Source organism: Roseomonas sp. 18066, from assembly GCF_902706185.1.
In the GTDB taxonomy this organism is placed as follows: Bacteria; Pseudomonadota; Alphaproteobacteria; order Acetobacterales; family Acetobacteraceae; genus Pseudoroseomonas.
In genome coordinates this window covers 26,211-39,003 of sequence record NZ_CACSJM010000045.1, presented here as the reverse complement: position 1 = coordinate 39,003, position 12,793 = coordinate 26,211, and the positions used below count along the sequence as shown (strand labels likewise).

At 71.0% G+C, this 12,793-nt stretch carries 10 protein-coding genes; 7 read left to right on the top strand and 3 right to left on the bottom strand.

Features of this window, described 5'->3' with window-relative positions; genetic code table 11:
• The 7 genes from GVN67_RS11550 to GVN67_RS11520 all read left to right on the top strand — a co-directional run.
• The coding region (locus GVN67_RS11550) for a zinc-binding dehydrogenase (protein ID WP_159995975.1) at nucleotides 1–986 on the top strand (986 nt) is incomplete at its 5' end.
• Between the two features lie 31 nt (nucleotides 987–1,017).
• The gene (locus GVN67_RS11545; RefSeq protein WP_200845229.1) at nucleotides 1,018–2,238 is read left to right on the top strand and encodes an ABC transporter substrate-binding protein; all 1,221 of its coding nucleotides are present in this window, start codon (nucleotides 1,018–1,020) and stop codon (nucleotides 2,236–2,238) included.
• A 30-nt stretch (nucleotides 2,239–2,268) separates the two neighbouring features.
• Nucleotides 2,269–3,144 carry a branched-chain amino acid ABC transporter permease gene (locus tag GVN67_RS11540; RefSeq protein WP_159995973.1) on the top strand — a complete coding sequence of 292 codons (876 nt, stop codon included), beginning with the start codon at nucleotides 2,269–2,271 and terminating at the stop codon, nucleotides 3,142–3,144.
• Between the two features lie 5 nt (nucleotides 3,145–3,149).
• The gene (locus tag GVN67_RS11535) at nucleotides 3,150–4,949 is read left to right on the top strand and encodes a branched-chain amino acid ABC transporter ATP-binding protein/permease (protein ID WP_159995971.1); all 1,800 of its coding nucleotides are present in this window, start codon (nucleotides 3,150–3,152) and stop codon (nucleotides 4,947–4,949) included.
• Complete coding sequence (locus GVN67_RS11530; protein ID WP_159995969.1) at nucleotides 4,933–5,637, top strand: ABC transporter ATP-binding protein; 705 nt, start codon at nucleotides 4,933–4,935, stop codon at nucleotides 5,635–5,637. The genes GVN67_RS11535 and GVN67_RS11530 overlap by 17 nt, the downstream gene beginning before the upstream one ends.
• A 10-nt stretch (nucleotides 5,638–5,647) precedes the next feature.
• Nucleotides 5,648–6,436 carry a 3-oxoacyl-ACP reductase FabG gene (gene fabG, locus GVN67_RS11525; protein WP_159995967.1) on the top strand — a complete coding sequence of 263 codons (789 nt, stop codon included), beginning with the start codon at nucleotides 5,648–5,650 and terminating at the stop codon, nucleotides 6,434–6,436.
• A gap of 10 nt (nucleotides 6,437–6,446) precedes the next feature.
• Nucleotides 6,447–8,039 (top strand): GMC family oxidoreductase, encoded by a 1,593-nt coding sequence (locus GVN67_RS11520; RefSeq protein WP_159995965.1) that lies wholly within the window; start codon nucleotides 6,447–6,449, stop codon nucleotides 8,037–8,039.
• 45 nt (nucleotides 8,040–8,084) lie between these two features.
• Here GVN67_RS11520 and GVN67_RS11515 read toward each other — a convergent pair whose 3' ends face one another.
• Genes GVN67_RS11515 through cheB form a run of 3 tightly spaced genes read right to left on the bottom strand, consistent with a single transcriptional unit; the run spans nucleotide 8,085 to nucleotide 12,755 of the window.
• Nucleotides 8,085–9,974, bottom strand: a complete 1,890-nt coding sequence (locus GVN67_RS11515; RefSeq protein WP_159995963.1) for a response regulator — start codon at nucleotides 9,972–9,974, stop codon at nucleotides 8,085–8,087.
• 7 nt (nucleotides 9,975–9,981) lie between these two features.
• Complete coding sequence (locus GVN67_RS11510) at nucleotides 9,982–11,706, bottom strand: response regulator (protein WP_159995961.1); 1,725 nt, start codon at nucleotides 11,704–11,706, stop codon at nucleotides 9,982–9,984.
• On the bottom strand, nucleotides 11,703–12,755 hold the full coding sequence (gene cheB / locus GVN67_RS11505) for a chemotaxis-specific protein-glutamate methyltransferase CheB (RefSeq protein WP_159995979.1): 1,053 nt from the start codon (nucleotides 12,753–12,755) through the stop codon (nucleotides 11,703–11,705). Before cheB ends, GVN67_RS11510 begins: the two co-directional genes overlap by 4 nt.
• Nucleotides 12,756–12,793: the final 38 nt, after the last annotated feature.

The window sequence follows — 12,793 nt, the reverse complement described above, 5'->3', positions numbered from 1 at the left end:
CGCCCGGCCCCCCTGCCCCCGGCGAGCTTGCCATCCGCATCGCCGCCGCCGGCATCTGCGGCAGCGACATCCATGCCTATGAATGGACGCCGGGCTACGAGTTCATGGCGCCCCACATGCCGTTCACGCTTGGCCACGAGTTCGCCGGCGTGGTCACGAATGTCGGCGAGGGCGTCACAGATTTCGCGGTGGGCGACGCCGTCACCGCCTGGCCCACCATCGGCTGCGGCACCTGCCGTGCCTGCCGCGAGGGGCGGATGCAGGACTGCCAGGCCCGACGCATCCTGGGCCTGCATTGCGACGGCGGTTTTTCGTCAGCCGTGCTGGCGCCGGCGGGGAACTGCTTCAAGCTGCCCGAGGGCGTGCCCGTTGAACTGGGCGCCTTGGCAGAACCACTGACCATCGCCTGGAACGCGGTGGAGGTCGCCGGCGTGCAGCCTGGCGAGGCGGTGCTGGTGCTCGGCCCCGGCCCGATCGGGCTGGCCATCGCCTGGATGGCTCGGCAGCGCGGCGCCCGCGTGCTGCTGGCCGGCTTCAACGACAAGCTTCGGCTGGATTGCGCCGCGCGAATGGGCCTGCGCGCGCTGGTCGATCTGTCGTCGACCAGCCTCGCCGCCGCGGTGCAGGCAGAATATGGGGAAAAGGTCGACCGGGTGATCGAGGCGACCGGCGTCATCGCCTCCATCGCCGAGGGGCTTGCGGTGCTGCGTTCCGGCGGCGTCTTCACCATCGCCGGCATCCATGCCGCGCCCTTCCCGCTGCCGGTGACGGAATTCGTCCGCAACAAGCAGCAGCTGCGCGCGGCGCATGACACGACGCGCGCCGCCTGGCCGGCGGTGCTGGCGCTGCTGGCCGATCCGGCGCATCGCGCCGAGCTGGCGCAGATGGTCTCGGCCGAGCTGCCGCTCGCCGCGGCCTTGGAAGGTTTCGAAACCGCGCGGCAGCGCGGCGCGACAAAGATACTGCTGCGACCAGGCGACGCTTGAAGCGCCGGCGCAATCAAAACGGGAGGTTCGGATGATCGACTGGACAGGCGGCCGCCGGCTGATGCTGGGCGCGCTGGCGGGACTGGGCTTCGGACTGACGGCGAGCGCGGCCCAGGCGGAGCTGCGCCTCGGCGCGCTCTTCCCCTTCAGCGGCGAGCTCGCCGTGCTGGGCGACGAAAGCTGGCGCGGGCTCGAGCTCGCGGTCGAGGAGCGCAACGCCGCGGGCGGCATCCGTGGCGAGAAGATCGTTCTGGTGCGCGGCGACGCCGTCGACAACAACCAGGCGGTGGCCGAGGCGCGGCGGCTGATCTCGGTGAACAGCGTGCGCGCCATCTTCGGCACCTATTCCTCCGCGCGCAGCCAGGTGGCCAGCCAGGTCGCCGAGCTGGCCCGCATCCCGTATTTCGAGATGGGCGCGGTGTCGGACGCCATCACCGACCGCAAGTTCCGCTACCTGTTCCGCACCAATCCGACGGCGCGCGACATGGCGGCGCGCTCGATCGAGATGGTGACCAACGCCGTGGCCCCGGGCCTGTCAGTCGAGCCCAAGGCCCTGCGCCTGGCCATCATCCACGAGGACAGCCTCTACGGCACCACCGTCGGCCGCTTCCAGGCGGCGCTGGCCCGCGAGCACGGGCTGAACATCGTCGAGACCCTGCCCTATCCCGCCAATATCGTCGACATGTCGTCGCTGATCCTGCGGCTACAGGCGGCGCGCGCCGATGTGGTGCTGCAGACCTCCTACCAGAACGACACGGTGCTGTTCTTCCGCCAGGCGCGGGAGGCCAATTTCCGCCCGCGCGCCATCATCGGCGGCGGCGGCGGCTATTCGCTGCGCGAGACCATGCAGGCGGTGGGCGCCGAGGTCATCGACGGCGCGCTGAACATCGACTTCACGCAATTCGCCATCAACCCCGCCGCGGCGCCGGGCATCGAGACCTTCGTCGCCGCCTATCGCGCGCGCTATAACATGGAGCCGCGCTCCGGCCACAGCCTCGGCAACTATGTCGGCGCCAAGGTCTTCCTGGACGCTATCGCCGCCGCGAAGTCGTTCTCGGCCGATGACATCCGCGCCGCCGTGGCCGCCGTCGACGTGCCCGACGGCCAGACCGCCGAGGGCTGGGGCGTGAAGTTCGGCCCCGACGGGCAGAACGAGCGCGCCAAGATGATGGGCATGCAGTGGCAGGATGGCCGCCTGGTCACCGTCTTCCCGCCGAACGCCGCCGTCTCCGAGATGCGCCTGCACCGCTGACGCCGACGGCACCTCCGGGGGGAGAAGATCATGGACACCTTCCTGCAGCTCGTGCTGAACGGGCTGATGCTGGGCGGGCTCTTCGCCATCATCAGCGTCGGCCTGACCCTGATCTTCGGCATCATCCGGCTGGTGAACTTCGCGCATGGCGAGCTGCTGATGGCGGGGATGTACCTGACCTGGATCGGCACCACCAAGCTCGGCCTGCATCCTTATTTGTTGGCGCCGCCGCTGGTGCTGGTGCTCTTCGTCATCGGCGTCGCCATCCAGCGCTTCATCCTGCAGCCGCTGCTGGAGGCGCGCGACGCCCATGTGCAGATCTTTGCCACCGTCGGCCTGTCCACCGCGCTGATCAACCTGGCGCTGCTGCTGTTCGGCGCCGATCTCTACGCGACGCCGGCCGCCCATGTGCGCGACCCGATCCTGTTCGGCCCGTTCCGCGTCGTCGTCGGCCAGCTCGTCATGTTCGGCGCCGGCATCGCCGTGGTCACCGGGCTGCACTTCTTCATGGAGCGCAGCTTCCTCGGCCGCGCGATCCGCGCGACCGCGCAGCACCGGGCGGCGGCGCAGCTGATGGGCGTCGACGTCAACCGCATCTACATGGTGACCTTCGGCATCGGCGCCGCCTGCGTTGGCCTGGCGGCGGCGCTGGTGGCGCCGGTCTATCCGACCTCGCCCACCGTCGGCACCTATTTCGTGCTGACCGCCTTCGTCGTCGTCGTGCTGGGCGGCATGGGCAGCCTGCACGGCGCCTTCATCGGCGCGCTGCTGATCGGGCTGGTCGACAGCCTGAGCGGCTTCTACATCGCCCCCGACCTGAAGGAGGTGGTGATCTTCGGCCTCTTCATCCTGATCCTGCTGCTGCGCCCGACCGGCCTCTTCGGCCTCGGCCGCGGCTCGGAGTGAGGCGCATGAGCGACCTGACCCTCGACGCGCCCACCCCCCCGCGCCGCCGCATCGACCCCGGGATCGCTGCCGTGGTGGCGCTGCTGATCGCGCTCTTCGCCGTGCCCTACGTCATCGGCGATGATTTCGTCTTCCACGTCTTCATCACCATCTGCCTCTACGGCGCGCTCGCCACGGCCTGGAACATCGTCGGCGGCTTCGCCGGGCAGCTGTCGCTGGGCCACGCCATCTTCTACGGCATCGGCGCCTACACGGCCGGGCTGCTGGTGCCGCTCGGCATCTCGCCCTGGTTCGGCATGCTCGCGGGCGCGGCGATCTCGGCCATGGTCGGCGTCGCCATCGGCCTGCCCTGCTTCCGCCTGCGCGGGCCTTTCTTCGCGCTCGCCACCATCGCCTTCCTGCAGGTGATCCGGCTGCTGGCGCTGCATTTCACCGGCCTGACCGGCGGCGCTGTCGGGCTGATGGTGCCGCTGCAGACCGGCTGGGCCTGGATGATCTTCTTCGAGCGCTGGCCCTCGCTGCTGATCGCGCTCGGGCTGCTGACGCTGACCGTCGCCGTCACCGGCTGGATCCGCCATGCCCGCTTCGGCTACTACCTGGTCGCGACCCGCGAGCGCGAGGCGGCGGCGGCGGCGGCCGGCATCGACACGCTGCGCATGCGGCTCTACGCCGTCGCGCTGTCGGCGGCGCTGACCTCGATGGTCGGCACCTTCCACGGCATGTACCTGACCTTCATCGAGCCGGAGGCGATGTTCTCGCTGGCCTTCTCGGTGCAGATCGCGATGTTCGCGCTGATCGGCGGCATCGGCACGGTGATCGGGCCGCTGCTGGGCACGCTGCTGGTGGTGCCGCTGACCGAGCTGGCGCGCGGCTGGCTCGGCGCCTCGGCGCTCGGGCTGCACGGCTTCGTCTACGGCACGGTGCTGGTGCTGATCGTTCTTTTTGTTCCCGACGGTCTTGCGGGCTTGCTGCGCCGACGCCGCGACCCGCCGCGCCAGGATGTGGAAGCCGCAGCCCCCCTGCCCGCCACGCCGCGCTCGGCGACGCCGCGCGCCATCGGCGAACCCATCCTGGTCGCGGAAAACCTGGAAAAGCACTTCGGCGGGCTGGCGGTGACCCAGCAGGTCAATCTGACGCTGCGCCAGGGCGAAGTGCTGGGCATCATCGGGCCGAATGGCGCGGGCAAGACGACGCTGTTCAACCAGCTTTCGGGGTTTCTCGCCCCCGACAGCGGACTCGTAAAACTGCGGCTGGCGGATGGCAGCTTCGCCACGCCCGGCTCGCCGCATGGCTATGCCCAGGCCGGCATCGGCCGCACCTTCCAGATCGTGCAGCCATTTGCTGCGATGACGGTGCTGGAAAACATCATGATCGGCGCCTTCCACAAGCATCCCAGCCGCGCCGCGGCGCGGGAGGCGGCGCTGGAGACGGCGCAGCGCATGGGGCTCTGGGCGCAGCGCGACCTGGAGGCGCGCAGCCTGACCATCGGCGGGCTGAAGCGGCTGGAGATCGCCCGCGTCATGGCGATGCAGCCGCGCATCCTGCTGCTGGACGAGGTGATGGCCGGGCTGAACCAGACCGATGTGCGCCGCGCCATCCGCCTGGTCGAGAGCATCCGCGACAGCGGCGTCAGCATCATCGCCATCGAGCATGTGATGCAGGCGATCATGGCGCTGTCCGACCGCGTCGTGGTGCTGAATTCCGGCCGCGTCATCGCCGAGGGCCTGCCGGCCGATGTCGTGCGCGACCCGGTCGTCGTCGAGGCCTATCTGGGGAAGGATTTTTCCCATGCTCACGCTGAATGACGTCCAGGCCGGCTATGGCCGCACCACCATCCTGCACGGCATCAACGTCACGGTGCAGAAGGGCGAGGTCGTCACCATCGTCGGCGCCAACGGCGCCGGCAAGACGACGACGCTCCGCAGCATCGCCGGCCTGGTGCGACCCACTGCCGGCAGCATCACCTTCGAGGGCGAGCCGATCGAAAAGCTGTCGCCGCATGAGGTGGTGGCGCGCGGCATCACGTTGATCCCGGAGGGGCGGCAGCTCTTCCCCTTCATGTCGGTGCGCGACAACCTGCGCATGGGCGCCTACACGCCGCAGGCCCGGGCGCGCATGGCCACCACCATGGACGAGGTGATGGACCTCTTCCCCCGCGTGCGGGAGAAGCTGGAGCAGCATGCGGGATCGCTCTCGGGCGGCGAGCAGCAGATGGTGGCCATCGCCCGCGGGCTGATGGCGCGGCCGAAGCTGCTGATGTTCGACGAGCCCTCGCTCGGCCTGGCGCCGATCATCGTGGCCCAGGTCTTCGACGTGGTGGAGAAGATCGTGGCCACCGGCGTCACCGTGCTGATCGTCGAGCAGAATGTGTTCCGCACGCTGAACATCGCCGACCGCGGCTATGTGCTGGAGAACGGCGAGATCGTCATGACCGACAGCGGCGAGGCCCTGCTGCGCGACGACCATGTGCGCCGCGCCTATCTCGGTATTTGAAGGAAGCGTGATGCCGCAAGAGCTGCAATCCCGGCCGAGCCATGCCGGGCGGTTCGTCCTCGTCACCGGCGCCGGCCAGGGCATCGGCGCCGCCATCGCCGAGGCCTTCGGCCGCCGCGGCGCCGCCGTCGGCGTGCTCGACGCCTATGCCGAGCGCGCCGAAGCCACCGCCGCCACGATCAATGCCGCCGGTGGCCAGGCGGCCGCGGCCACCGCCGATGTCGCCGATTTCCCGGCGCTGTCCATCGCGGTCACTGCGCTCGAGCAGAAGCTGGGCGGCAAGTTCGACGTGCTGGTCAACAATGCCGGCATCTCGCCCAAGCATGGCGGCCGCGCGCATGAGGCCTGGGAGATGGCGCCGGAGGAATGGGAGCGCGTCGTCGACGTCAACCTGAACGGCTGCTTCAACGCCATCCGGCTGCTGACGCCAGGCATGCGCGAGGCCGGCTGGGGCGCCATCGTCAACATGTCCTCGGTCGCCGGGCGCACGCATTCGGTGGTGGTCGGCGCGCATTACGCGGCGACCAAGGCGGCGCTGATCGGGCTGACCAAGCATCTGGCGGGCGAGCTCGGCCGCTACGGCATCCGCGTCAACGCCATCGCGCCGGGGCGGATCGACACGCCGCTGATCCGCACGGTGGGCGACGCGGTCAATGCCGGGCAGGTGGCGGCGACGCCGCTCGGGCGGCTGGGGCGGCCGGAGGAGGTCGCGGATCTTGCGCTCTACCTCAGCTCGGAGGAGGCTTCCTTCGTCACCGGGCAGGTGGTCGACGTCGCCGGCGGCATGATGATGACCTGAGGCGGGCACCGTGGACGAATCGGCAGATTATATCATTGTCGGCGGCGGATCCGCCGGCTGCGTGCTGGCGGCGCGGCTGTCGGAAGATCCTTCCAACCGCGTGCTGCTGCTGGAATCGGGGCCGGAGGACCGCGACCCCTGGATCCATGTTCCGGCCGGCTATGCGCGACTTTTCGCCAGCGGCCGCTACGACTGGAAATTCGCGACCGAGCCGGAAGCCGAGCTCGCCGACCGCCGCATCAACTGGCCGCGCGGAAAGGTGCTGGGCGGGTCCGGGTCGATCAACGGGCTGGTGTTCCTTCGGGGCTCGCCGCGGGATTTCGACCGCTGGGCGCAGGCCGGGGCCCGCGGCTGGTCCTATGACGAGGTGCTGCCCTTCTTCCGCAAGATGGAGGACTGGGCGGGCCCCGCCGGTGACACGCGCGGCGAAGGCGGGCCGCTGCCGGTCGGCCAGGTGACGAAGCTGTCGCCCGGCGCGCGCGCCTTCATCGCCGCCTGCGAGGCCTCGGGCATGCCGTTCAATGCCGACATGAACAACGGCCCGATCGACGGCGTCATGCCGGTGCAGATGAACGTCCGCGGCGGGCGCAGGGTCAGCACGGCGCGGGCCTATCTGGCGCCGGCGCGCAAGCGGCCCAACCTACGCGTGCTGACCGGCGTCGATGTGCGGCGCATCCTGCTGCGCGACGGGCGGGCCATCGGCGTCGCCGCGCAGCGCGCCGGCCATGCGGGGGAGGAGCATTTCCTGGCGGGGCGCGAGGTGCTCCTCTGCGCCGGGTCGATCGCCTCGCCGAAGCTGCTGATGCTGTCGGGGATCGGCGACGGGCCCGCGCTGCAGGCGATGGACATTCCGGTGCAGGCGCATAGCCCGGGCGTCGGGCGCAACCTGCAGGACCATCTGATCGCGCGGCTGAATTTCCGCACGCGGGCGGCGGGCACGATGAACGAGATCATGGCCAATCCGCTGCGGCTGGCGGCGACGGCGATGGGCTATGCGCTGCGGCGCGACGGGCCGCTGGCGGTGGGGGCCACGGAGGCGACCAGCTTCGCCCGCGTGACGCCGGGCGCCGAGGAAGCCGAGGTGCAGTTCCAGTTCATCAATTTCAGCCTGGCCAGCACCGGCTATGTGCTGCCGAAGCATCCGGGCGTGATGATCAATTTCGGCCAGTGCCGGCCGGACAGCCGCGGCGAGCTGCGGCTGCGCAGCCCCGATCCGGCGGCGCCGCCGGTGATCGAGGCGAACTACCTGTCGGCGCCGGGCGACCAGCGCGCCATGGTGGCCGCCGCGCGGCTCGGCCGGCGCATCGGCCGCACCGCGCCCTTCGCCGACCTGGTGGAGGAAGAGGTGGCGCCGCCGCCCGACGACAATGATGATGACAGCCTGCTGGCCTATATCCGTCGCGCGGGCACGACCGTGTATCATCCCTGCGGCACCTGTCGGATGGGCAGCGACGACCGGGCGGTGGTGGATCCGTCGCTGCGGGTGCGCGGTGTCGAGGGTTTGCGGGTGGTGGATGCCTCGGTGATGCCGCTGGTGCCCTCGACCAACATCCAGCCCGCCGTCATCATGATCGCCGAAAAGGCGGCAAGTCTCATTCGATAGAAAAAAGATGGGGTCCAGGGGAATTCCTCCCCCTGGCCTTGCTTGCTACCTGAGCAGCGTCTCCACGCTTTTGGCGAGATCGCCGAGCCTGAACGGCTTGCGCAGCACCGGCTGCCCCGCGGCCAATGGCGCCGCGTCTGCATATCCGGTGAGCACCAGCACCGGCAGTCCCGGCCGCAGGTCGCGGGCGCGCTCGGCGAGCTCGCGGCCCGACATGCGCGGCATGATCAGGTCGGTGACCAGCAGCCCGATCTCCTCGCCCTCATGCAGCAGGGCCAGGGCCGCTTCGCCATCGGCGACTTCCAGCACGCGGTGGCCGAGATCGGCCAGGAAGGTGGCGGTGACGCCGCGCACGCCGTGGTCGTCATCGACCACCAGGACCGTGGCCTGGCGCGGCGGCGTCGCGGGCGCGGCGGTGTCCTCGACGACCGCCTGCACCGGGGCGCCGGCGCGGGGCAGCAGCAGCTCGACGGTGGTGCCTTCGCCCGGCGCGCTGGCGATGGTGGTGGTGCCGCCCGATTGCCGCGTCAGCCCATAGACCATGGACAGGCCGAGGCCGGTGCCCTTGCCGACCTCCTTGGTGGTGAAGAAGGGCTCGAAGGCCTGGCCGAGCACGACGGGCGCCATGCCGCTGCCGGTGTCGATGACGCGCAGCGAGACATAGTCGCCGGCCGCCAGGTCCGGCACCTGGTCGTCCAGGATGCGGCGGTTGCCGCTGGCGATGGTGATGCTGCCGCCGCCGGGCATGGCGTCGCGGCTGTTGATGCAGAGGTTGAGCAAGGCGAGGCCGAGCTGCTCGGGGTCGACCATGGCGGGCCAGAGGTCGGCGTCGAGGCGATGGCGCAGCTCGGCTTGGCCGATCGAGCGCAGCAGCAGGTCCTCGAGCTCGCCGACCAGCTGGTTGACGTCGGTGGCCCGCAGCTGCAGCTCCCGCTTGCGGCTGAAGCTGAGGAGGCGCTGGGTCAGGGTGGAGCCGCGCTCGGCCGCCTTGATGGCGTTGCGCGCCAGCACCACCTGGCGCGGCTCGGCGAGGTTGCTGTGCAGCAGCAGCTCCAGGCTGCCGAGGATGGCGGTCAGCAGGTTGTTGAAGTCATGCGCGACGCCGCCGGCCATGGTGCCCAGCGCCTGCATCTTCTCGGCCTGGTGCAGCCGCTCCTCCATCAGCCGCTGCTCGGTGATGTCGTGCTCGATGGTGGCGAGATGCCGCGCCTCGCCGTCGCCGCCATGGACGGGGATGCGGATGGTGCGGATCCAGCGCGGCGCGCCGCCGCCGGCGGCGCGCTGCTCCAGCGTCTCGGTCGCGCGGCCGGCGGCATAGGCCTCCGCCTCGGCGACATGCAGCGCGCTGCGGCCGGGCTCGGGCAGGAGGGCTGCTTCCTCGAGGCCCAGGCTGGCCTCGATGCTGCGGCCCAGCGCCTGCGCCTTGGCGGCGTTCAACCGGATGAAGCGGCCGCCGCGATCCTTGAAGGACAGCGCATCGGCCGACGACGCCAGCAGCCCCTGCAGCAGGGCGCGCTCGGTCTCCAGCGCGCGGGCGAGACGAAAGCGCTCGACGGCGCTGCGCACCATGCTGAGCAGCGCCGCCGGTTCCCAGGGCTTGGGCGCGTAGCCGGCGATGCGGCCGTGGTTGACGGCGCTGATCACCGCGTCGAGGTCGGCATAGCCGGTCAGCAGCAGCGCCTCGGCGCGGCAGATCTCGCGGGCGCGGGCGAGGAAGACATCGCCGGTCATCTCCGGCATGCGCTGGTCGGAGAGGATGGCATGCACCTCCGGCGCCCCGGGCGGCTGGTGCGCCAGCAGGGCCAGCGCGGCGGGGCCGGAGCTCGCGGTCAGGACGCGGAACTCGTCCTCCAGCAGGTCGGAGAGAGCGACAAGGATCTCCGGCTCGTCATCGACGAGCAGCAGGGTGGCGGGCGGATCCGGCATCATGGTCATCGGCGTGTCAGCGTCCCGGCTGCATCGGCACGCTCACGACGAAGCAGGCGCCGCCTTGCGGGCCGCTTCCGACGCTGATCGTGCCATCATGCGCCTGGATCACATTGTAGGCGATGGCGAGGCCGAGGCCCGTGCCGGCGCCCACCGGTTTGGTGGTGAAGAATGGCTCGAATATCCTCTCGCGCAAGCCCTCCGGCACGCCGGGGCCGGAATCGGTGACGCAGATGCGGTAGAATTGCGTGTCGTTCTCCGTCTCCACCGCGATGCTGCCGCGGCCCTCGATGGCGTCGGCGGCGTTGCTGATGATGTTCATCACCACCTGGTTCAGCAGCGAGGGCGAGCAGCGCAGCTCGGCCACCGCGCGATAGCCGCGGCGGATCTCGATGCGGTCGGCCAGCTTGTGCGCCAGCAGGGCGAGCACGGTGTCCAGCGCGTCGGGCACGTTGACGCGCTGGAAGGCGTCGTCCTGGCGGGAGAATTTCCGCAGGTTCAGCACCAGGTCCTGGATGCGCTTCAGCCCCAGCGTCATCGACTGCGAGCGGTCGCGGCAGCGGGTCACCAGCGGCGCGGCGGGCGAGCCCTCGGCCAGCATCGGCTGCACCTGGCCGAGCAGCCGCTCCACCGTCGCCTGGTGGGCGACGATGAAGGCGAGCGGATTGTTGATCTCATGCGCGATGCCGGCGACCAGCTCACCGAGCGAGGCCATCTTCGCCGATTGCACCAGCTTGGTCTGGGTGTCGCGCAGCGCGCGGTTGGCTTCCTCCAGCTCGCCATTGGCGCGCGCCAGCGCCTCGGCCAGGGCGGCCTTGGCCTGGGCGGCGGCGGCCTCGGCCTGGGCATGGCGCACCGAAAGCTCGCGGTCGCGCCGCTCGGCGACGGCGCGGCGGTCCTCATCCTGCAGGAACTTTCTGCGCAGGGCCGCGCGGATGCGCAAGGACAGCACCTTGGCTTCGGCCGTGGCGGGCACCAGGTCGTCGGCGCCGGCCTCGAAGATGCCGGCCAGCATCTCCCGCCCGGCCGGCCCGTCATGGCCGAGCGCGACGATCTGGAAGCCGGTGCTGTCGCTGCCCGGACCCGCCGCGGCGCGCAGCGCGTTCAGCCGGGCACAGAGGGAAATGCCGTCGAAGCGGTGGCTGAAGGCGTTGAGCACGACGCAGTCCAGCGGCGCGGGCGCGCCGGCCACGGCCTGCAGCGCCGCCTCGGCACTGTCCACCGCCTGCACCGCATGGCCGTCGCGGCCGAGCAGCCCGGCCAGATAGGCGCGGTAGGTGGCACTGTCATCGACCACCAGCAGGCGGGCGCGGCGGAAGGTCTCGGCGGCGGCCGGGGCGGGCGCGGGCTCCTCGGCGCCGCTGGCCTCGCGCCGGCGCAGCAGGGCGCGCAGCCGCAGCAGCAGCAGCGCCGGATCGGCTGATTTCGGCACATAGGCATCGGCGCCGGATTCCAGGCCCTGGCGCTCCAGGTCGCCTTCGCGCGCCTCGGTCAGCATCAGCACCGGGATGGCGCGGGTGCGGGTGCTGAGGCGGATCTGCCGCGCCAGCTCGTCGCCATTCATCCCCGGCAGGTGGTAGTCGACGATGACCAGGGCCGGCAGCGCCTCGTTCAGCTGCTCCAGCGCCAGCTCGGCGGAGGCGGCGCGGGCGACCGAAAAACCCTGGGCCTCCAGCAGGCGGCGCATCTGCAGCGCCTGGGTGTCGGAATCCTCGACCAGCAGGATCGCGGGCGCGGTCATGGCGGTGAAACACCCAGCGGGGCGACGCCCGCCAGCTGCAGCAGCCGCGGCCCGATCATCGGCAGCGGCAGCGCCAGGCTGGAACCGCCGAGCCGCACCGCGGCGGCCGGCATTCCATAGACCACGGCGGTGCTTTCATGCTCGGTGATGGCATAGCCGCCGGCCTGGCGCAGCTCGGCCAGGCCCAGCGCGCCATCCTCGCCCATGCCGGTCAGCAGCACGCCGATGGATTGCGGGGCGCAATGCTCGGCCAGCGAGCGGAACAGCAGGGTGGCGGCCGGGCGCTGGCTGCCGATCGGCCGCTCGGCGCTGACCCGCAGCCGGCCCTGCGCGGTCACCATCAGGTGGCGGTCGCCCGGCGCCACGTAGACACGGCCGGGCAGCGGCACCTCGCCTTCCTGGGCGATGGCGACGGGCGGCGCCACCAGCCCGTCCAGCCACTGGGAGAAGCCCTCCATGAAGCTGCCGCCCATATGCTGGACGACCAGCACCGGCAGCGGGAAATCCGCCGGCAGCGCGCCCAGCACCTGGGCCAGCGCCGGCGGCCCGCCGGTGGAGGCGGCGATGGCGATCAGCCCGGGGCGCTGCGGCGGCTGGTCGGCGCGCGGCGGCGCCGTGCGCAGCGCCAGCGGGCCGTCCAGGAAGGCGCCCCGCCTTCGGATCACCGGCACCTGGCTCATGATGTAGAGCTGGGTGCAGATGGTCTCGGCGATGCGCTCATGCCCGCCGGTGGCCATGCCGACCGGCTTCTCCACCACCGACAGCGCGCCGGCGCGCAGCGCGTTCATCGAGATGCGCAGCGAATCCTCGACGCTGTCGGCGATGACGACGATCGGCGTCGGCTGCTCGGCCATGATGCGCCGCGTCGCCTCCAGCCCGTCGATGCCGGGCAGGCGGATATCCATCGAGATGACGTCGGGGCGGATGCGCGGCAGCTCCTGCAGCGCCTCCTCGGCCGAGGCCACGGCGGCGACCAGGGTCAGCCGGGGGTCGCGCGAGACGATATGCGCCAGCAGCCGGCGGACCACGAGGGAATCCTCGACGATCATGACGCGCACGGCGGCGGCGGCGGCAGTCTCCGGCCCTG